The following is a 20,110-nucleotide window of genomic DNA, read 5'->3' on the forward strand; positions in this document are numbered from 1 at the left end:
GATCGGCGTCACCCCTCGGTGGCTCCCCCTCCCGCCCAGCGGCCCGCCTCGCTTTGCTCATCGGCCCGTGCGATACGCACACTCGGATGAGGCGGTCCGGGCGTCGCCGCATAAGCTCATCCACGGGCAACGCCGAAGGTGGTTGCCCGATTGTTTGCCCCGCAAGCTGAGAGAGAAGTGTGAGCAGGGTGTTTTCGCAGGTCATCCGGACGACCAGGACGGCGAGGTAGGCGCAAGGTGCACATCGTCATCATGGGCTGCGGGCGCGTCGGAGCCGCTCTCGCGCAGACCCTGGAGCAGCAGGGGCACACGGTCGCCGTGATCGACCAGGACCCCACGTCGTTCCGCCGGCTCGGTTCCGGCTTCGGCGGCAGGCGGGTCAGCGGGGTCGGTTTCGACCAGGACACCCTGCGTGAGGCGGGTATCGAGGAGGCCGGAGCGTTCGCGGCCGTCAGCAGCGGCGACAACTCCAACATCATCGCCGCCCGCGTGGCCCGCGAGATGTTCGGCATCGAGAACGTCGCGGCGCGCATCTACGACCCGCGGCGTGCCGAGGTCTATCAGCGTCTGGGCATCCCCACGGTCGCCACGGTCCGCTGGACGGCGGACCAGATGCTGCGGCGGCTGCTGCCGTCGGGCGCGGAGCCGCTGTGGCGCGACCCGAGCGGCGGTGTGCAGCTCGCGGAGGTGCACACCACGCCGTCCTGGATCGGGCACAAGATCAGCACACTGCAGGAGGAGACGGGCGTCCGCGTCGCCTTCCTCACCCGGTTGGGTGAGGCCATACTGCCCACGTCGCAGACGGTTCTGCAGGAGGGCGACCTGGTCCACGTGATGATGCGTACGGACGAGATCGCGAAGGTCGAGGAGGCCTTTGCCGAAGGTCCCGAGGAGGGCGGTCACTGATGCGCGTCGCGATTGCCGGGGCCGGTGCGGTGGGCCGTTCCATCGCGGCCGAGCTCCTGGAGAACGGGCACGAGGTGCTGCTGATCGACAAGGCACCGACCGCGATCTCGGTGGAGCGCGTCCCGATGGCCGAGTGGCTCCTCGCGGACGCCTGCGAGATCACGTCGCTCGACGAGGCGGCGCTCCAGCGGTGCAACGTCGTGATCGCCTCGACGGGTGACGACAAGGTCAACCTGGTCGTCTCGCTGCTGGCGAAGACCGAGTACGGCGTCCCGCGGGTGGTGGCCCGCGTGAACAACCCGAAGAACGAGTGGCTGTTCAACGAGTCCTGGGGCGTCGACGTCGCGGTTTCCACCCCGCGTCTGATGTCCGCCCTCGTCGAGGAGGCGGTGAGCGTCGGCGATCTCGTCCGGCTGCTGCGCTTCAGTCACGGCGACGCCAACCTGGTCGAGCTGACGCTGCCCCCGGAGTCTGCGCTGGCCGGCATCCGGGTGAGTGATGTGGCCTGGCCCGAGGACACCTCGCTCGTCACGATCATCCGCGGCACCCGGGTGCTGACGCCGAGCCCCGAGGAGACCCTGGAGGCCGGTGACGAGCTGCTGTTCGTAGCCGCCCAGGCCCGCGAGGAGCAGCTGGAGGACCTGCTGTCGGTCCGCCGCGAGCCCGCCGAGGACTGAGGCAGGGCCGCGTTCCGACGCACGGAAGGGGCCCGGACCGTACGTCGTCGACGTACGGTCCGGGCCCCTTCCTGCGAGTGGCGGACCGAGTCCAGGCCCGTCCGGACTCAGTCCGTACGCCGGTGCCTGGCGGGACCGGGGTCGCGGTCCGTGCCGGCCACGCCCGTGGCCAGGTCCTCTTCGGCCTGCGCGAACTCGGGGGCCAGGCCGTCCCGGACCGCCTTGCGGTCCTTCTCTGCCTGCTCCTCCGCCTCCATCTCGGCGAAGACGTCGATGGGCGGCGGCGCCTTGGCGAGGAAGACCCAGGTCAGATACACCGCGAGCAGGAAAGGCGGGATCTTGAGCGCGACCAGCACCCATCCGAGCTGAGCGGTGTCGGCCCACCAGTACAGCGGGAAGAGGATCGCGCACTTGGCGAGCAGGATCAGCCCCCAGGCGTAGCTGGCCTTGGCGTACGCCTTCTTGCGGCCGGGGTTCCGGGTGCGCCAGGAGAGGTTCTCCTTGAAGACCGGGCCGAGGATCAGTCCGATCAGCGGCAGACCCGCGAGGGTCGTGACGAGGTACGCGAGGGCCAGGCCGAGCGTGTAGATCATGCCCGGGAGGTAGAAGTCCTTGGCGTTGCCCGTCATCTTCGCGAAGAGCACACCGAAGGCCACACCGAAGACGCCGCTGAAGGCGTGCTTGACGGTGTCCTTGCGGAGCAGCCGTACGACGACGAGGGCCAGGGAGACGGCCAGCGCGGCGACCGCCGAGGCCGTCAGATTCTTGTTGACGGTGAAGATCGTGACGAAGAGCAGCCCGGGCAGGACTGTCTCCACCATGCCGCGCACGCCGCCGAAGGCCTCGAAGAGCGCGGCTTCCGTGACCGCCTTCGCGTCGGAGTCCTGCTGGTCGGTGCGGTGGGGCTGGTCCGTTTCGGACGTCGGCTTGTCGAGAGACGTCACCGGCTACTCCTTGCCGAGCGGTCGGAGTTCGTATTTGGGGTTGAACAGCACCCGGCGGCCGTGGCTCATGGCCACGCGGCCCGACGCGATGAGCTTGCGGCCCGGCTCGATGCCGACGATGGAACGCCGGCCCAGCCAGACCACGTCGAGCGGCGCGGTGCCGTCGAAGAGCTCCGCCTCCAGGGCGGGCACTCCGGCACGCGGCCGCAGGGTGACCGTCCGCAAGGTACCAGTGACCTTGACGATCTGGCGGTCCGAGCACTCGGAGATGCGCGTGCAGCCCGACGCGTGCGTGTCCTCCTGCAGCTCCTCGGACTCCAGGTCCTCCTGGGAGCTGGACAGCCGGTCGAGCATGCGGCGGAAGCGGCCGGACCTCGAGGTCCCGCCTGACTTCTCGGATCGGGGAACAGCGCTCATACCCGAAGGGTACCGGTCTCCCGCGGCGGGGGCTGGCCCGTACGGATGCCACCCGAACGAGTGAGGCCGGTCACTCGGGGACGGACCGTCCCCGCTCGAAGCGGTAGCCCATGCCGGGCTCGGTGACGAAGTGCCTGGGGTGCGAGGGGTCGGCCTCCAGCTTGCGGCGCAGCTGCGCCATGTAGACCCGCAGATAGTTGGTCTCGGTGCCGTACGAGGGCCCCCAGACCTCCTGGAGCAGCTGCTTCTGGCTGACGAGCCGCCCGGCGTTGCGGACGAGGACCTCCAGCAGGTGCCACTCCGTGGGCGTGAGGCGCACGTCGCGGCCCTCACGGTGCACCTTCTTCGCCGACAGGTCGACGGTGAAACCCTCGGTCTCGACGATCACCAGGTCGTCGCCGACGTCCTGGCCGACCGGTTCGGCCCGGCGCACGGCGGCGCGCAGCCGGGCCAGCAGCTCGTCCATGCCGAACGGCTTGGTGACGTAGTCGTCGGCACCGGCGTCCAGGGCCTCGACCTTCTCGTCTGAGGTGTGGCGGGCGGAGAGCACGAGGATCGGCACCCGGGTCCAGCCGCGCAGGCCCCTGATCACCTCGACGCCGTCCATGTCGGGCAGCCCGAGGTCGAGGACGACGACGTCGGGGTGGCGTGCCGCCGCGAGCTGGAGGGCGGTCGCCCCGTCGGGCGCCGCGTCCACCTCGTACCTGCGCGCCTTCAGATTGATCACGAGGGCGCGCACGATCTGCGGCTCGTCGTCGACCACGAGCACCCGGGTCATCGCGGACCTGCCTTTCCTGGAAACGTGTACGGGACGGGGGCGCGCCGCGGGGATCTCACGAGGCGACGCGCACGGGCGGGACGGGGCCGGCCCGCACCTGCCCCGGCGCGGCCGTGAGCGTGAGGACCATGGTGAGGCCGCCACCCGGGGTGTCCTCGGCGTCCAGCGTGCCGCCCATGGACTCCACGAAGCCCCGGGCGACGGCGAGCCCGAGGCCGACCCCGGCGCCGCGCGGCGCGTCGCCGTACCGCTGGAACGGCTCGAATATGCGTTCCTTGGCCTCGTCCGGGACTCCACGGCCCCGGTCGGCCACCCGCAGCTCGACGCGTTCGCCCAGGGCGCTGGCGGCGACGGTGACGCGTTCCCGGCCGGAGCTGTACTTGACGGCGTTCTCCACGATGTTGGCGACCGCCCGCTCCAGCAGTCCGGGGTCCACGGCGACCATGGGCAGCGTCTCGGGGATGTCCAGGTCGACGCTGCCCTCGGGTACGCCGCCGAGGGCCATCGGGACGACCTCGTCGAGGTCGAGCTCGCGGATCAGCGGGGTCACCGTGCCGGTCTGCAGGCGGGACATGTCGAGCAGGTTGCCGACCAGGTGGTCCAGGCGGTCGGCGCCGTCCTCGATGGCCGCGAGGAGTTCCGCCTCGTCCGCGTCGGACCAGGCGACGTCGTCGGAGCGCAGGGAGCTCACCGCTGCCTTGATGGCGGCCAGCGGGGTACGCAGGTCGTGGCTGACGGCGGCGAGCAGCGCGGTCCTGATCCGGTTGCCCTCGGCGAGCCGTCTGGCGGCCTCCGCCTCCCCCACCAGGCGCTGCCGGTCGAGCACCACCGCGGCCTGCGCGGCGAAGGCGCCGAGGACCCGGCGGTCCTCGGCGGGCAGCACCCGTCCGGAGAGCGCCAGCGCCATGTGGTCGCCGACCGGCATGTCCACGTCCGCGTCGTCGGGCCGGGCCACCGGCGCGGGCCCGACCGATCCGGCGCAGGTCCAGGGCTCGACGTCGTTCTGCCGTTCCAGGAGGGCGACGGATTCCATGCCGAAGGTCTCACGGACCCGGTCGAGCAGGGCGTCCAGGGCGGTCTCGCCCCGCAGGACGCTGCCGGCGAGGGTGGAGAGGATCTCCGACTCGGCGCGCAGTCGTGCGGCCTGGTGGGTGCGCCGGGCCGCCAGGTCGACCACGGAGGCGACCGCCACCGCCACCGCGAAGAAGATCACGATGGCGACGAAGTTCTCCGGGTCCTGGACGGTCAGGGTGTGGGTGGGCGGTGTGAACCAGTAGTTCAGGAGCAGGGAGCCCGCCGCCGCGGAGGCGAGCGCGGGGGCCAGGCCCCCGAGCAGCGCGGCGGCGACGGTCAGGAAGAGGAAGAGCAGGACGTCGTTGGCGAGTCCCGGTCCGTTCTCCATTCCGTGCAGGAGCAGGGTCAGGAGGGACGGCCCGCCGACGCCGACGAGCCAGCCCGAGAGGATCCGGGTGCGGCTGAGCCGGACCCCGCGCGCGATCGGCAGCCCGCGCCCCTTGGCGACCTCCTCGTGCGTGACGATGTGCACGTCGAGGTCGGGTCCCGACTCGCGGGCGACCGTGGCACCGACCCCGGGGCCGTAGATGTACTGCCAGGTCTTGCGGCGGCTGGAGCCGAGGACGATCTGGGTGGCGTTGACGCCCCGGGCGAACGCGAGGAGCGCCGAGGGTATGTCGTCGCCGATGACGTGGTGGAAGGTGCCCCCGAGGTCCTCCACGAGGGTGCGCTGGACAGCGAGCTCCTTGGGCGACGCGGAGGTCAGTCCGTCGCTGCGGGCGATGTACACCGCGAGGATCTCGCTGCCGGAGCCCTTCGCGGCCATCCGGGAGGCGCGGCGGATGAGCGTACGGCCCTCCGGTCCGCCGGTCAGTCCGACGACGATGCGCTCACGGGCCTGCCAGGGGGCGCTGATGTCGTGCTCGCCGCGGTACTGCTGGAGGTACTCGTCGACCCGGTCGGCGACCCAGAGGAGGGCCAGCTCGCGCAGGGCGGTCAGGTTGCCGGGGCGGAAGTAGTTGGACAGGGCGGCGTCGACCTTGTCCGACTGGTAGATGTTGCCGTGGGCCATGCGCCGGCGCAGCGCCTGGGGCGACATGTCGACAAGCTCGATCTGGTCGGCCCGCCGGGCGACCTCGTCGGGGATGGTCTCCTGCTGCCGCACCCCTGTTATCGACTCGACGACGTCGCCGAGGGACTCCAGGTGCTGGATGTTGACGGTGGACACCACGTCGATGCCGGCCCTGAGGAGTTCCTCGACGTCCTGCCAGCGCTTGGCGTTGCGGGAGCCGGGCACGTTGGTGTGGGCGAGCTCGTCCACGAGGGCGACGGCCGGCGCCCTTTCCAGCACCGCGTCGACGTCCATCTCGGCGAAGACCGCGGAGCGGTATTCGATGTCACGGCGCCGGATCTGCTCCAGGCCGTGCAGCAGCACCTCGGTGCGCGGACGGTCGTGGTGCTCGACGAACGCGACGACGCAGTCCGTGCCCCGTTCCACCCGTCGGTGGGCCTCGGACAGCATCGCGTAGGTCTTGCCGACGCCGGGTGCCGCACCCAGGTAGATCCGTAGCTTGCCGCGTCCCATGGCCCCATTGTCTTCCCTGCACCGGCCACCGCAGATACGGGGAGCCGGGTTCGAAGCTACCCCGGGAATTTCTCGCCCAGGGCCAGGAGAGGCGCGCCGGGGGTCCGTATTGACGCGATTCTGACGCGGCTCAGCAGGTCAGACGTGCTCGACGATGTCTCCGTCGCCGATCTCCAGGACCCGGTCGGCGAAGCCGAGCAGCTGCGGATCGTGCGTGGCGACCAGGACGGTGACGCCCTCGCTGCGCACGACCGCCCGCAGCAGCTGCATGACCGCGAGCCCGGTCTCCGCGTCGAGCTGCCCGGTGGGCTCGTCGGCGATCAGGAGGGCGGGCCGGTTGGCGAGCGCGCGGGCGATCGCCACACGCTGCTGCTGGCCGCCGGAGAGTTCCCCGGGCCGCTGCTGGGCGTGGTCACCGAGTCCCACCAGGGAGAGCAGCAGCGCCACGCGCTCCTCGCGCTCGTGCGGGTCGGTCCTGCGCAGGCGCATGGGTACGCCGACGTTCTCCGCGGCGGTCAGGATCGGGATCAGGCCGAACGACTGGAAGATGAAGCCGATCCTGTCCCGGCGAAGCTCCAGCAGCCCGTCCTCGCCGAGCCCGGCGAGGTCGGTGCCGCCCACGGTGATCCGGCCGCTGTCCGGGGTGTCGAGTCCGCCGACCAGATTGAGCAGGGTGGTCTTGCCCGATCCCGAGCGGCCCTTGAGCGCGACGAGCTCTCCGCGCGGGATCTCGAAGGAGACCCCCCGCAGGGCGTGTACGGCGGCAGCGCCGCTCCCGTACGAACGGTGCAGGTCCTCGACCCTCACCATGGGGCCGTCGGCCGGGCTCTCGGCCAGGGCCGTGCCGGTCTGTCCGTCGGTGCTCCGTGTCATCGCTCTCCCCCGTGCGTACGCCGCCGTGCGTACCGCTCTCCTCAGGCAGCCGCCAGTATGTGCATGAGGCAGCCGGTGAGGCAATGGAAAGGCCGGTGGGCCGCGCCCCCTCCCCGGGGCACCGCCCACCGGCCTCCCGGCGAACCGGGGTGCGGTCAGCGCACCTCGGTGATCTCGGGGCCGCGCTGGAGCTGTCCCATGCCGCCGGAGAACTTCGAGTTCTCCTGGTCCTCCTGCTGCACACCCTCGGGCACCATCTGGGCGTCGTTGGGAAGCTTCAGGACGATCGGGTCACGCGGCGCCATCGGGCCGTCACCACGCACGACGACGGTGTCCTGGAAGATCGTCTCCAGGAGCCCGGCGGCCTCCGGCTGGACGGCACCCTGGCCGGAGATCACCCCGCGCAGGAACCAGCGCGGACCGTCGACGCCGATGAAGCGCACCAGCTGTACGCCGTTCTTCCCGTCCGGAAGCTGCACGGGGACCTGGGCGCGCAGTTCCCACCCGAGCGGGCCCTCGACCTCGTCGATGACCCCGCCCTGCTGGGTGATGCCCGAGGCGATCTCCTCGCGCACCTCGCCCCAGATGCCCTCCTTCTTGGGAGCGGCGAAAGCCTGCAGCTGTACCGCGCTGTCGCGCAGCACGACGGTCGCCGCGACGATCGCGTCACCGGCGACCTCCACGCGGAGCTCCATGCCCTCGACCCCGGGCACGAAGATGCCGCCCAGGTCCACCCGGCCCTCGCCGGGCTGGGAGACCTCGGAGATGTCCCACGGCCCGTCGGGGCGGGGGGCCGGCGGAAGGTTCCTACGGCGCGAACCGCCCTCGGCGGTGTCGTCGAGCTCGTCGGCGACCTGCTCGGCCTCGCGCGCTTCGTCCGCCGTGTCCTTGGCGGAACCACTGTTCTTGCGACGTCCGAACACGTCAACGTCCTTCCCGGTCGGATACGACCGAAGCGTAGCTGTTCCCACCCTGGGTGTTACCGCCCGTGACGCCGTCCACGGCGGCGTGACCGCCGGTGGATCCGAAGCCCCCCTCGGCCCGCGCCGAGCCGGGGAGTTCCGTCACCTCGTGGAAGCGCACCTTCTCGACCTGCTGGACGACCAGTTGGGCAATCCGGTCGAACCGTTCGAACCTCACGGTCTCGCGTGGGTCGAGATTGACCACGATGACCTTGATCTCTCCACGGTACCCGGCATCGACCGTCCCCGGGGCGTTCACGAGGGCCACTCCGCAGCGGGCGGCGAGGCCGGAGCGGGGGTGGACGAAGGCGGCGTAGCCGTCGGGCAGGGCGATCGACACCCCGGTGGGGAGCACCGCCCGCTCGCCCGGGGCGAGCTCGGCCGCCTCGGTGGTGACCAGATCGGCACCGGCGTCACCCGGGTGTCCGTAGCCGGGGATCGGCACGTCCGGGTCGACCCTGCGGATGAGTACGTCGACGGGGTGGCGCATCAGGGGTTCACCTCGAAGGCGCGGGCGCGCCTGACCTGGTTCGGATCGGACATCGCGGCCTGGATCTCCTCCGGCCGCCCGTTGTCGATGAAGTGGTCCACCTTGACCTCGATGAAGAGGGCTTCCGCGCGGACCGCGACCGGCCCTTCGGGGCCGCCGGTCCGTCCCGTCGCGCGGCAGTAGATCTTCCGGCCGTGCACCGCGGTGACTTCGGCCTCCAGGAAGAGCACCGTGCCGACGGGCACCGGCAGGACGTAGTCGGTCTCCAGCCGGCCGGTCACCGCGATGACCCGCAGCAGCCAGCTCAGCGCCCCGAGCGTCTCGTCCATCGCCGTGGCCAGGACTCCGCCGTGCGCCAGCCCCGGAGCGCCCTGATGGGCGGGCTTCACGGTGAACTCGGCGGTGACGCTCACGCCCTCTCCGGCCGTCGCCTGGAGATGCAGTCCGTGCGGTTGTCCGCCGCCACAGCCGAAACAGTGTTCGTAGTGGGACCCGAGGAGCTCGCCCGGCTCGGGGGCATCGGGATGGCGGACAGGCTTCACCGCTCCGGCCGGGGGCGTCAGACGTGCAGATGTTCCACTCACAGCCGCAGACCTTACCCGCGCGGCCGGCCGCGGGTCGCGCCGTGCCAAGCTTGCTTTCATGCAGCCTTCCGCACCCCCCTTCGACGAACGTCTCACCGCACCCCGTTCGTGGTGGCTCATCGCCTTCGGGATCGGCGTCGCCTGTGCGCTGGTACTCCTGCCGCTCGGCGCCCTGCCGATGCTCGGCGGTCTGGTCGCCGGCACGGCCGCGGCATGCGTGGGCGTGAGCTCGTACGGTTCCGCGCGCATCCGGGTCGTGGCGGGCGCCCTCGTCGCCGGCGATGCCCGGATCCCCCTCGAAGCACTCGGCGACGCCGAGGTGCTGGACGGGGACGAGGCGCGCGCCTGGCGCTCGTACAAGGCGGATCCCCGGGCGTTCATGCTGCTGCGCAGCTACGTCCCGACGGCGGTGCGGGTGAAGGTCACGGATCCGGACGACCCGACGCCGTATCTCTACCTGTCGACCCGGGAGCCGCAGGCTCTGGTGGCGGCCCTCGCGCCCGTACCCGCCTGAGCGGTCAGCGGCCGGGGTCGTCCAGGCCCTCGGGCAGCTCCGGGGCAAGCTTCTCGGGCTGTTCCAGCGGGGGGAGCTCCGGGAGGCGGTCCCAGGGGACCTGTCCGCGCCGCAGGTCGTTCCTGACCCGGTCGGCGAGCCTTCTGGTGTCCCGTCGGTTCATCAGGGCGCCGACGGCGGCGCCGATCATGAACGGGATGAGGTTCGGCAGGTCGCGCACGGTGCGCTTCATGATCTGCTGGCGGAGTTCGCGCTTCATCTGCCCGCCCAGCGCCGCGTTGAGCGTGGTGGGGCGTGAGACGTCGATGCCGCGCTCTTCCGTCCAGGCCGTCAGATACGCCGTGCTGCGCTGGCCGAGATTGCCCGGCGGGCGCCGGCCGTAGACCTCGTGGAGCTCGGCGACCAGCTTCATCTCGATGGCGGCCACTCCGGTGATCTCCGCCGCCAGCTCGGCGAGCATGGCGGGGGGTACGGGCATCATCGCCGCCGCACCGATGCCCGCGCCGACGGTCGCCGTCGCGTTGCAGGCGCCCGCGACGAGCTTGTCGGCGAGCTGTTCCGGGCCGAGCCCCGGGAACTGTCTGCGCAGGGTGGCGAGGTCCCGCACGGGGACTCGGGGAGCCGTGTCGATGATGCGGTCGGCCACCATGCCGACCGCCGCCGTGGCGCTCTCCCGGCTCTTGCGTACGCCTCGTTTCAGTGTGTGCAGGCGGCCGGAACCCTTGGGGGGCTCCTGTGGTCCGTCCTGCCCGGGCCCGGGTGACGGATCCGTCGCCCTTACCGCTTCGAGCGAGGCCGGACGGCCCCGCTCGTCGTCAGGTGGTGTGCCGGGAGAGGCAGGCAGGGCGGCCTGGTGCTCGGCAGCGGGGTTCTCGCCCTCTGCCGGGCCTGTGCCGCCCTGATGTGCCTCCGACGACTTCGTGCGCCGCAAGCGCCGCTTCCGGAACGGTGTGTCGCCTGCCACGGCCGGCCTGCCTCAGTCGCAGTCGCGGCAGATGGGCTGGCCGTTCTTCTCGCGCGCCAGCTGGCTCCGGTGGTGCACGAGGAAGCAGCTCATGCAGGTGAACTCATCGGCCTGCTTGGGCAGCACCCGCACGGCCAGCTCTTCGTTGGACAGGTCTGCGCCGGGCAGCTCCAGTCCCTCTGCCGCGTCGAACTCGTCCACGTCAACGGCGGATGCCGTCTTGTCGCTCCGACGAGCCTTGAGCTCTTCGAGGCTGTCCTGGTCCACGTCGTCGTCGGTCTTGCGTGGGGTGTCGTAATCCGTTGCCATGTCGCTCTCCCCCTCATGGGTGTCTGCGGTGTCTCAGCGCACGTAACGCGTGAGAGGCCGGACTTGTGCCCGACCTGAGGCGGAGATTTTGCCTCACATCAAGGTCTGTTACTCAATCGACACCCAACCGGATCCCTCGTGAGCGATCAGCTTGGGTGGCGATGGGGACCGTACACGGTCCTATTGCTGCAGTTCACGGGCGCCACCCCGTGTACTTCCCGTGATATCGACCCCCGGAAACCCGGACGTTTCCAGGCTTTCGGACAGAGTTGTGATCACGGAGAGTGGAGGGACCGGAATACGCCCCTGTGATCGATCACACAGGGACAGAACGGAGACAGGGTCCGAAAATTCCGCCCAAAGCGAACAGAGCGATCCAATGCGCGTTCACACCGTGAAGCCTCTCAGACAGGCAGGGTGACGCGCATCACGAGACCGCCGCCCTCGCGGGGCTCCGCGATGATACGGCCTCCGTGCGCCCGCGCGACGGACCGCGCGATCGACAGGCCGAGTCCCACCCCCTTGTCGCTGCCCGTGCGCTCGGTGCGCAGCCGCCTGAACGGCTCGAAGAGGTTGTCGATCTCGTAGGCGGGCACCACGGGTCCGGTGTTCGAGACCGTCAGGAGCGCCTGTCCGTGGCTGAGCTCGGTGGTGGTCTCCACCCAGCCGCCCTCCGCCACGTTGTAGCGCACGGCGTTCTGCACGAGGTTCAGGGCGATCCGCTCCAGGAGCACCCCGTTGCCCTGGACGACGGCCTGGGCCCGCTCGCCGCGGACCTCGACCCCCTTCGCCGCCGCCTCGGCCCTGGTCTGGTCGATGGCGCGGTCGGCGACCTCGGCGAGGTCCACGGGCTTGCGTTCGACGATCTGGTTGTCGCTGCGGGCGAGCAGCAGCAGCCCTTCGACCAGTTGTTCGCTGCGCTCGTTGGTGGCCAGGAGCGTCTTGCCCAGCTGATGGAGCTCCGGTGAGGCCTCCGGATCGGAGAGATGGACCTCCAGGAGAGTGCGGTTGATCGCCAGGGGCGTACGCAGCTCGTGCGAGGCGTTGCCCACGAACCGCTGCTGGGCGGTGAAGGCCCGCTCCAGACGGTCCAGCATCTCGTCGAAGGTGTCCGCGAGCTCCTTCAGCTCGTCGTCCGGGCCGTCCAGCTCGATCCGGCGGGAAAGGTCCGTCCCCGCCACCCGGCGGGCGGTGCGGGTGATGCGGCCCAGCGGGGACAGGACACGGCCTGCCATGGCGTAGCCGAACGCGAAGGCGATGATGCTGAGGCCGACGAGGGCCAGCAGCGCCCTGTTCAGCAGGGAGTCGAGGGCGTGCTGGCGCTGGGCCGCGGTGCAGTTCTTGATCGCCTCGTTGAGCTGGCCGTTGTTCTGGGCGGAGCCGAGCTGCGGACAGGTGTCGCTGGAGATCTGGACGTTCGTGCCGGAGACCTGGAAGGCCGGGCCGCCGGCGTCGTGCAGGGCCTGCGCCGCCAGCATGTAGATGATCGACAGCAGGAGGATGCCCGCGATCAGGAACATGCCGCCGTAGAGCAGGGTGAGCCGTATCCGGATGGTCGGCCGCAGCCAGGGGTACGGGGACTCCTGCGCCTTGGGTTCCCAGGTCGGCTTCGGGGGTGCCTTCATGGGGGCCGGGGAAGCTGCCATCACGCCCTCAGATCCGGTATCCGGAGCCGGGGACGGTGACGATGACGGGCGGCTCACCGAGCTTGCGGCGCAGGGTCATGACCGTCACCCGCACCACGTTGGTGAACGGGTCGGTGTTCTCGTCCCACGCCTTCTCCAGCAGCTGCTCGGCAGAGACGACCGCGCCCTCGCTGCGCATCAGGACCTCCAGGACGGCGAACTCCTTCGGGGCGAGCTGGATCTCCTGCTCGTCCCGGAAGACCTCGCGGCGGTTGGGGTCGAGCTTGATGCCGGCCCGCTCCAGCACGGGCGGCAGCGCGACCGTGGTGCGGCGCCCCAGGGCGCGCACCCGCGCCGTCAGCTCGCTGAAGGCGAAGGGCTTGGGGAGGTAGTCGTCCGCACCCAGTTCCAGGCCTTCGACCCGGTCACTGACGTCACCGGAGGCGGTGAGCATCAGCACCCGGGTGGGCATGCCGAGCTCGACGATCTTGCGGCAGACGTCGTCCCCGTGCACCACCGGAAGGTCCCGGTCCAGCACGACGACGTCGTAGTCGTTCACCCCGACGCGCTCGAGGGCCGCCGCTCCGTCGTAGACGACGTCGACGGCCATGGCCTCCCGGCGCAGCCCGGTGGCCACCGCATCGGCGAGCAGCTGCTCGTCCTCGACGACGAGTACGCGCACGGCGCAGTCCTTCCCTAGATCTTCGAAAAAACGGCGAGTGGCCCTCGTTCCGGCCGCTCGCAGCACGTCAGCGGCACCGACTGTGCGCGTCCATCCTGCCCGCAACGCGCATAAACCGGCGGTAAGACGGCGCGGCCCGGTCCGCCGCTCCAGGGAATTGAGCGGATTTCCACGACAGTTGAGGTTTCTCGCGGGCGGGCGGCGGGGAGGACGCTCTCACACCCGCGATCACGCCCTGCATGTGGCGTACCACAGCCCGTCCCGCATCCAGAGGGACTGCGTGATCACCCGCACTCCGGCCCCGTGGGCCGGAGGACCACCGGGCACACCCCCGTGCCACCGACCCACGACGAGGGGGCGCTTCATGGACGCTTTCACCGCAGGTCTGCTGCAACGAATCAAGACCACCGAGTCCGACCTCACGAGGGCTCGCGAGACGGGCGACGACTTCCTCGCGGATGTCGAGCAGGGAGAGCTTGACGACCTGCACCGCCTCGCCGCCGAGCACGGCGTGGAAATCGGCGCCACAAGCGTCTGAGACGCCATGAGAGGGCCCCGGGAGCCGCGATGGCTCTCCGGGGCCCTCTCCCGTCCCGTCACCCTCCTGGGGGTCCTGACGGGCTCAGGGAGCACGTACGTCAGTCGTGCCAGGCGCCCAGCTCTTCCAGAAGCGTCTGCAGGGGCTCGAAGACGCCGGGAGTCGCCGCGACCGTCAGGTCCCCGTCGGCCGGCCTGCCCGGCCGTCCCCCGGTGAGGGCTCCCGCCTCCCGGGCGATGAGATCACCCGCCGCGACGTCCCACGGGTGCAGTCCGCGCTCGTAGTAGCCGTCGAGCCGGCCCGCCGCCACGTCGCAGAGCTCGATGGCGGCGGACCCCCCGCGCCGGATGTCACGCAACCGCGGAATGAGCTGCTGGGCGACGGCCGCCTGGTGGGCGCGGACCTCGGTGACGTAGTTGAACCCGGTCGCCACCAGGGACTGGTCGAGGGGCGCCGTGGGCCGGCAGCGCAGCGCCTCCCCGTTGCCGTACGCACCACCGCCGAGCACCGCGTGGAACGTCTCTCGCCGCATCGGGGCCTCGACGACGCCGACGACCCGTTCGCCGTCCCTCTCGGCCGCGATGGAGACGGACCAGGTCGGAAGGCCGTAGAGGTAGTTCACCGTGCCGTCGAGCGGGTCGATGACCCACCGGATGCCGCTGGTGCCCTCGGCGCTGGCGCCCTCCTCCCCGAGGAAGCCGTCGGCGGGGCGGTGCTCGGAGAGATAGCCGGTGATCAGCTTCTCCGCCCGGATGTCCATCTCCGTGACGACGTCGATCGGGCTGGACTTCGTCGCGGCCACCCCGAGGTCGGCGGGGCGGCCGTCACGAAGGAGCGCGCCCGCCCGGCGGGCCGCTTCCAGGGCGAGGTCGAGCAGTTCGGACAGGAGGGGGTCGGTCACAACGCTCCAGAGGTGGTTCGCGGGGCCGGACGGGCCTGTCGGCGCCCGGGGCGGCGGATGCGGGCGGTGGCTAGAACGGGCTGTCGGCGCCCGCGGCGGCCGGCTTGGGGGCCCTGGCCGGGCAGCAGCCGACCGGACAGAGGTCGTGGGAGGGGCCGAGTGCTCCCAGGGCGCACGGCGCGACCGGGCGGTCCTGCTCGGCGGCGGCGCGCTCCAGGAGGAGCTCACGCACGGCGGCGGCGAACCGGGGGTCCGCGCCCACCGTCGCGGACCGGCGCACGGGCAGTCCGAGCTCGGCGGCCTTCGCGGTGGCCTCCGTGTCGAGGTCGTACAGCACTTCCATGTGGTCCGAGACGAAGCCGATGGGGGCCATGACGACCGCCGGGACACCGTCGCCGTGGAGTGCCTCCAGGTGGTCGCAGATGTCGGGCTCCAGCCACGGGATGTGCGGGGCGCCGCTGCGCGACTGGTAGACGAGCTGCCACGGGTACTCCACGCCGGTCTCCTCGCGCACCGCCTCGGCGATCAGCCGGGCGACCTCCAGGTGCTCGGCCACGTAGGAGCCGCCGTCGCCGTGGGTCTCCACCGGCCCGGAGGTGTCGGCCGCCGACACCGGGATGGAGTGGGTGCTGAACGCGAGGTGCGCGCCCGCCCTGACGTCCTCGGGGAGATCGGCCAGCGACGCGAGCACGCCGTCCACCATGGGCCGTACGAACCCGGGGTGGTTGAAGTAGTGCCGGAGCTTGTCCACCCGGGGCACCGGGAGCCCCTCGGCCTCCAGCGCGGCCAGCGATTCGGCCAGATTCTCACGGTACTGACGGCACCCGGAGTACGAGGCGTAGGCGCTGGTGGCGAGCACGGCGATCCGGCGGTGGCCGTCCGTGATCATCTCGCGCAGGGTGTCGGTGAGGTACGGAGCCCAGTTGCGGTTGCCCCAGTGAACCGGGATCTCCACGCCGTGTTCCGCGAAGTCCTTGCGCAGTGCGTCCAGCAGCGCCCTGTTCTGGGCGTTGATCGGGCTCACGCCGCCGAAGAGGAAATAGTGCTTGCCGACCTCCTTGAGCCGTTCTTCGGGGATGCCCCGGCCGCGCGTCACGTTCGCCAGGAACGGGACCACGTCGTCGGGGCCTTCGGGACCACCGAAGGAGAGCAGCAGCAGAGCGTCGTAGGGAGCGGGACCACGCAGATCGGACATGCACCCGATCCTGCCACCCCCCACCGACAGTGCGGCAACCGCCGTCGGCGGGTCCGCCGCGCCCGTAAGCTGTATCGGCCACCCATACACCTGACAGGCTTTCCCGGAGCGCCCCTTGCCCAGCCCCTACCGTGCCATCTTCGCCGCCCCCGGGTCCCTGAGGTTCTCCGCGGCGGGATTCTTCGGCCGGATGCCGCTGGCCATGATGGGCATCGGCGTCGTGACGATGGTCTCCCAGATGACCGGCCGCTACGGGCTGGCCGGAGCGCTCTCCGCCACGCTGGCCATGGCGGCGGCCGTGATGGGCCCGCAGGTCTCCCGGCTGGTCGACCGGTACGGGCAGCGGCGCGTGCTGCGCCCGGTGACCCTGGTCGCGGCGGCGGCGGTGGCGGGGCTCCTGGTCTGCGCCCAGCAGCGGCTGCCGGACTGGACCCTGTTCGTCTTCGCGGCCGGCGCGGGCTGCGTGCCCAGCATGGGCTCGATGGTCCGGGCCCGCTGGGCGGAGATCTACCGGGGGTCCGGCCGTCAGCTGCACACGGCGTACTCCTGGGAGTCGATCGTCGACGAGGTGTGCTTCATCTTCGGGCCCATCGTCTCCATCGGCCTGTCCACCGCGTGGTTCCCGGAGGCCGGCCCCCTGGTCGCCGGTGTGTTCCTCGTGAGCGGCGTCTTCTGGCTGACGGCCCAGCGTGCCACCGAACCCCGGCCGCACCCGAAGGAGCACCACACGGGCGGCTCGGCCCTCCGCTCGCCCGGCCTCCAGGTGCTGGTGAGCGCCTTCGTCGCCACCGGGGCCATCTTCGGAGCGGTCGACGTGGTGACCGTGGCCTTCGCCGAGGAGCGCGGCCACAAGGTGGCGGCCAGTCTCGTACTCGCCGTCTACGCCCTTGGGTCCTGCCTCGCCGGTGCCGTCTTCGGCCTGGTGCACCTGCGGGGGAAGCCGTCCACCCGGTGGCTGGTGGGGGTGTGCGCGATGGCCGTGAGTATGATCCCCCTCCAACTGGCCGGGAGCCTGCCGTTCCTGGCCGTGGCGCTCTTTGTCGCGGGCCTCGCCATCGCACCGACGATGGTCACCACGATGGCCCTCGTCGAGCAGCACGTACCGCGCACCCAGCTGACCGAGGGCATGACCTGGACCAGCACCGGACTCGCCGTCGGAGTCGCACTCGGCTCCTCCGCCGCGGGCTGGGTGGTCGACGCCTCCGGTGCCGGGGCGGGGTACGCGGTGCCCGCCGTGGCGGGAGCGCTCGCGGCCGCGGTGGCGTTCCTGGGGTACCGCCGGCTCGCGGAGCCGGTTCCTAGGGGAGGGCGCGGGGAAGATGACCGACACCTACGCACGGACGGCGAACACGTGGCGTAACTGGGCGGGCAACGTCACCGCCCGGCCCGCACGCGTGGAGTCCCCCGCCTCCGTCGACGAACTCGCCGACGTGCTCCGCAGGGCGTCCGACGAAGGCCTGACGGTCAAGCCGGCCGGCACAGGTCATTCGTTCACCGCGACCGCCGCCACCGAGGGCGTCCTCATACGTCCGGATCTGCTCACCGGCATCCGTGGCGTCGACCGCCGGTCGATGACCGTGACCGTCGAGGCCGGCACACCGCTGAAGCGTCTCAACGCCGCGCTCGCCCGCGAGGGGCTCTCCCTCACCAACATGGGCGACATCATGGAGCAGACGGTCGCCGGGGCCGTCTCGACCGGCACCCACGGCACCGGCCGCGACTCGGCGTCGGTGGCCGCGCAGATCCGCGCGCTGGAGCTGGTCACGGCCGACGGCACGGTGCTGCGCTGCTCGGCCGACGAACATCCGGACGTGTTCGCGACGGCCCGGATCGGGCTAGGGGCGCTCGGCGTGATCACCGCGGTCACGTTCGCGGTGGAGCCGGTCTTCCTGCTGACGGCCCGCGAGGAGCCGATGACCTTCGACCGGGTCACGGCCGATTTTGATCAGCTCGTCGCGGAGAACGAGCACTTCGAGTTCTACTGGTTCCCGCACACCGCGAACTGCAACACCAAGCGCAACAACCGGAGCGCGGGCCCCGCCGCTCCGCCCGGGCGGGTGAGCGGCTGGATCGAGGACGAGCTCCTCTCCAACGGCGTCTTCCAGGTCGCGTGTTCGCTGGGCCGCGCGGTCCCCGGCGCCATCCCCTCCATCGCCAGGATCTCCAGCCGCGCCCTGTCGGCCCGTACGTACACCGACATCCCGTACAAGGTGTTCACCAGCCCGCGGCGGGTGCGCTTCGTCGAGATGGAGTACGCCCTGCCGCGCGAGGCGGCGGTCGGGGCCCTGCGGGAGCTCAAGGCGATGGTGGAGCGCTCGCCGCTGCGGATCAGCTTCCCGGTGGAGGTCCGCACCGCCCCCGCGGACGACATAGCGCTCTCCACGGCCTCGGGCCGGGATAGCGCGTACATCGCGGTGCATCTGTACCGGGGCACGCCCTACCAGGCGTACTTCACCGCCGTCGAGCGGATCATGACGGGGTACGACGGCCGCCCGCACTGGGGCAAGATCCACACCCGTGACGCCGGCTACCTGGCCGGGAGCTATCCGCGGTTCGGCGAGTTCACCGCCGTACGCGACCGCCTCGACCCGGACCGGCTGTTCGCCAACGACTACCTGCGCCGCGTGCTCGGGGACTGAGCGGGAGCTGTTCCCGCACACCCGGGGACGGGCTCACCGGTCCGTGCCGCTCCCGGCGGTGTCCCCGCCCTGCTGGTCCGGGGCCTCCTCGGTCCCGGCCGGGTCCGGCGCGGCAGGCGTGGTGCCGGTGTCGCCCGGTTCCGCCGGGGTGGTGGCTTCCGGGGTGGTGACCCCACCGGACGCCGAGGGCGTGGGGGCGGGGCCGGTGGCCGGACCGTCGCCGCCCGAGGGGTCCGGCCGCGCGCTCCCGCCGTCGTCCTGGCCGGTGCCGGGCGAGGTCGGGCTCCCGCTGCCGGGGGCGTTCCCGTCGTCCCCCTGATCCCCCTCGTCCTCCTGGCCCGCGCTGTCCGACGGGGAGGGTGAGGGGGAGGTCGACCCGCCGTGGCGCTCGCCGCTCACGACGGTGCCGATGGTGGTCCTCCCGTTGCCCCCCAGATCCTGCCCGGCGACCACTTCGTACACCGTGATGCCGGCCATCGACAGGACGAAGACCCCCGTGGCCGCGAGGGCCGAACGCTTCCAGCCGCGGACGCGCGTGCCGTGCGTACGAGCGTCGGAGTAGGAACCGTCCGGGAACGCCTCGTCGGGGGCCGGGCTTCCGGGATGCGCGCCGCCGGGCCCCGCCACCCCGGGCCGGGCCTGCCGCAGCACCGTCGTGCGGTCCGCGCCGGGCTCCACCGCGCGCAGGACCCGCGTCGCGTCGTCCTCCGGCCGCTGCGAGCCGGAAAACGTCTCCCGTGTGCGCACGGTCACCTGACGGCCCGCAGGGTGCATCACCTGGACGGTGACTTCGCGGATCTGTTCGCCGGTGCGGCGGAAGAAGTGCTGGAAGACCGAGCCTCCGCAGGTGGCCACCACGCTCATCACACCGGCGCCGGCAATGGTTCCGTACACGCCGAGCTGGGAGGCCATCACCGCCGCCGCGACCGCCGCGACGGCACTGCCCGCAACCTGCGGGAGGCTCAGATCTATGCGCCTTTCCTTGCGTTCCGCACCGCTCTGCGGCTTCTGAACCATGATCAGCCCCTGCTCGACAACTACCCCACCTTGCACCAGGAAGGGACATTTGAGCGAATCAAATGGTTCCGATTCTGGAGATTTTGTGAAGCAGCACACGCATTGAGGGCATACCGCAGACATCCGGGTGACCCAACTGCCGTACCCGGTGAGAACTTCGGCGGCGCGCCGGTCCACCCACGTGGCCCGAATGGAGTACTGTGGCGAGCCCTGGGGCCGGACTCCCACACGGGTATCCGGAACCTACGGGAGGGGGCCGAAGGGTGGCACCCGAACCGGCGGCGCCGCGGCATCGCACGGGTGCCTGCTACATATGGAGCGACCAACCGGTCACTCCGCGTCGTAAACAGGTAACCGTGCCAGTGGTGTTCCAGGGCCGAGGCCCGACACGCCGGGTAACTTGGCAAGGTTGTGGCAGGCTGAACCCGGGCAGGTCACACTCGACTAGCGGAAGCAGCGACGCACGTGACGTCGGCAGGCACCACCCGGGAGGTTC

The 20,110-nt window shown here is 71.2% G+C and carries 21 protein-coding genes; 6 read left to right on the top strand and 15 right to left on the bottom strand.

What is annotated here, in order from left to right:
* The first annotated feature begins 237 nt into the window (after positions 1–237).
* Positions 238–906 (top strand): TrkA family potassium uptake protein, encoded by a 669-nt coding sequence (locus tag AB0P41_RS28300; RefSeq protein ID WP_356710301.1) that lies wholly within the window; start codon positions 238–240, stop codon positions 904–906.
* Positions 906–1,583, top strand: coding sequence for a TrkA family potassium uptake protein (locus tag AB0P41_RS28305; RefSeq protein WP_104789637.1), 678 nt, complete (start codon positions 906–908; stop codon positions 1,581–1,583). The genes AB0P41_RS28300 and AB0P41_RS28305 overlap by 1 nt, the downstream gene beginning before the upstream one ends.
* 107 nt (positions 1,584–1,690) lie before the next feature.
* Here AB0P41_RS28305 and AB0P41_RS28310 read toward each other — a convergent pair whose 3' ends face one another.
* From AB0P41_RS28310 to AB0P41_RS28345, 8 genes are all read right to left on the bottom strand, one after another.
* The gene (locus AB0P41_RS28310; RefSeq protein WP_365934860.1) at positions 1,691–2,527 is read right to left on the bottom strand and encodes a DUF3159 domain-containing protein; all 837 of its coding nucleotides are present in this window, start codon (positions 2,525–2,527) and stop codon (positions 1,691–1,693) included.
* A gap of 3 nt (positions 2,528–2,530) precedes the next feature.
* A complete protein-coding gene (locus tag AB0P41_RS28315) occupies positions 2,531–2,944 on the bottom strand; it encodes an OB-fold nucleic acid binding domain-containing protein (protein WP_356710297.1) in 414 nt (137 codons plus the stop codon).
* A 70-nt stretch (positions 2,945–3,014) separates the two neighbouring features.
* Entirely contained in the window at positions 3,015–3,722 is a 708-nt protein-coding gene (locus tag AB0P41_RS28320) for a response regulator (RefSeq protein WP_356710295.1), read from the bottom strand.
* A 55-nt stretch (positions 3,723–3,777) separates the two neighbouring features.
* Complete coding sequence (locus AB0P41_RS28325) at positions 3,778–6,321, bottom strand: ATP-binding protein (RefSeq protein ID WP_365934863.1); 2,544 nt, start codon at positions 6,319–6,321, stop codon at positions 3,778–3,780.
* A gap of 138 nt (positions 6,322–6,459) precedes the next feature.
* Positions 6,460–7,194: an ABC transporter ATP-binding protein gene (locus AB0P41_RS28330; protein ID WP_356710291.1), complete on the bottom strand. Its 735-nt coding sequence runs from the start codon at positions 7,192–7,194 to the stop codon at positions 6,460–6,462.
* A gap of 155 nt (positions 7,195–7,349) precedes the next feature.
* The gene (locus AB0P41_RS28335) at positions 7,350–8,117 is read right to left on the bottom strand and encodes a DUF3710 domain-containing protein (protein ID WP_356710289.1); all 768 of its coding nucleotides are present in this window, start codon (positions 8,115–8,117) and stop codon (positions 7,350–7,352) included.
* Between the two features lies 1 nt (position 8,118).
* Positions 8,119–8,646, bottom strand: a complete 528-nt coding sequence (dut, locus tag AB0P41_RS28340) for a dUTP diphosphatase (RefSeq protein ID WP_014153608.1) — start codon at positions 8,644–8,646, stop codon at positions 8,119–8,121.
* Entirely contained in the window at positions 8,646–9,230 is a 585-nt protein-coding gene (locus AB0P41_RS28345; RefSeq protein ID WP_356710287.1) for a PaaI family thioesterase, read from the bottom strand. Before AB0P41_RS28345 ends, dut begins: the two co-directional genes overlap by 1 nt.
* Positions 9,231–9,288: 58 nt before the next feature.
* On the opposite strand from AB0P41_RS28345, the gene AB0P41_RS28350 reads away from it, so the two are divergent.
* Positions 9,289–9,744 (top strand): DUF3093 domain-containing protein, encoded by a 456-nt coding sequence (locus AB0P41_RS28350; RefSeq protein ID WP_356710285.1) that lies wholly within the window; start codon positions 9,289–9,291, stop codon positions 9,742–9,744.
* 4 nt (positions 9,745–9,748) lie between these two features.
* On the opposite strand, the gene AB0P41_RS28355 is transcribed toward AB0P41_RS28350, so the two are convergent.
* The 4 genes from AB0P41_RS28355 to AB0P41_RS28370 all read right to left on the bottom strand — a co-directional run bounded on the left by AB0P41_RS28355 (position 9,749) and on the right by AB0P41_RS28370 (position 13,324).
* Positions 9,749–10,708: a hypothetical protein gene (locus AB0P41_RS28355; RefSeq protein WP_365934866.1), complete on the bottom strand. Its 960-nt coding sequence runs from the start codon at positions 10,706–10,708 to the stop codon at positions 9,749–9,751.
* A gap of 12 nt (positions 10,709–10,720) precedes the next feature.
* On the bottom strand, positions 10,721–11,017 hold the full coding sequence (locus tag AB0P41_RS28360) for a DUF4193 domain-containing protein (RefSeq protein ID WP_003965732.1): 297 nt from the start codon (positions 11,015–11,017) through the stop codon (positions 10,721–10,723).
* A 404-nt stretch (positions 11,018–11,421) separates the two neighbouring features.
* Entirely contained in the window at positions 11,422–12,663 is a 1,242-nt protein-coding gene (locus tag AB0P41_RS28365; protein ID WP_356710281.1) for an ATP-binding protein, read from the bottom strand.
* Positions 12,664–12,670: 7 nt separating this feature from the next.
* Complete coding sequence (locus AB0P41_RS28370) at positions 12,671–13,324, bottom strand: response regulator transcription factor (protein ID WP_031089418.1); 654 nt, start codon at positions 13,322–13,324, stop codon at positions 12,671–12,673.
* A gap of 364 nt (positions 13,325–13,688) precedes the next feature.
* Here AB0P41_RS28370 and AB0P41_RS28375 point away from each other — a divergent pair, with 364 nt between their 5' ends.
* Positions 13,689–13,862 carry a hypothetical protein gene (locus AB0P41_RS28375; RefSeq protein ID WP_164992724.1) on the top strand — a complete coding sequence of 58 codons (174 nt, stop codon included), beginning with the start codon at positions 13,689–13,691 and terminating at the stop codon, positions 13,860–13,862.
* 100 nt (positions 13,863–13,962) lie between these two features.
* On the opposite strand, the gene AB0P41_RS28380 is transcribed toward AB0P41_RS28375, so the two are convergent.
* Positions 13,963–14,763 (bottom strand): inositol monophosphatase family protein, encoded by an 801-nt coding sequence (locus AB0P41_RS28380; protein ID WP_356710280.1) that lies wholly within the window; start codon positions 14,761–14,763, stop codon positions 13,963–13,965.
* A gap of 70 nt (positions 14,764–14,833) precedes the next feature.
* Positions 14,834–15,958 (bottom strand): ferrochelatase, encoded by a 1,125-nt coding sequence (locus AB0P41_RS28385; RefSeq protein WP_356710278.1) that lies wholly within the window; start codon positions 15,956–15,958, stop codon positions 14,834–14,836.
* A 115-nt stretch (positions 15,959–16,073) separates the two neighbouring features.
* Here AB0P41_RS28385 and AB0P41_RS28390 point away from each other — a divergent pair, with 115 nt between their 5' ends.
* Together AB0P41_RS28390 and AB0P41_RS28395 are read left to right on the top strand one after the other, a co-directional pair.
* Positions 16,074–17,318 carry an MFS transporter gene (locus AB0P41_RS28390; RefSeq protein ID WP_365934868.1) on the top strand — a complete coding sequence of 415 codons (1,245 nt, stop codon included), beginning with the start codon at positions 16,074–16,076 and terminating at the stop codon, positions 17,316–17,318.
* On the top strand, positions 17,278–18,597 hold the full coding sequence (locus AB0P41_RS28395; protein ID WP_365934870.1) for a D-arabinono-1,4-lactone oxidase: 1,320 nt from the start codon (positions 17,278–17,280) through the stop codon (positions 18,595–18,597). Before AB0P41_RS28390 ends, AB0P41_RS28395 begins: the two co-directional genes overlap by 41 nt.
* Positions 18,598–18,630: 33 nt before the next feature.
* On the opposite strand, the gene AB0P41_RS28400 is transcribed toward AB0P41_RS28395, so the two are convergent.
* On the bottom strand, positions 18,631–19,614 hold the full coding sequence (locus tag AB0P41_RS28400; RefSeq protein WP_365934872.1) for a hypothetical protein: 984 nt from the start codon (positions 19,612–19,614) through the stop codon (positions 18,631–18,633).
* Between the last annotated feature and the right edge of the window lie 496 nt (positions 19,615–20,110).

Origin of the sequence: Streptomyces sp. NPDC079167, from assembly GCF_040686735.1 — a bacterium.
Lineage (GTDB): Bacteria > Actinomycetota > Actinomycetes > Streptomycetales > Streptomycetaceae > Streptomyces.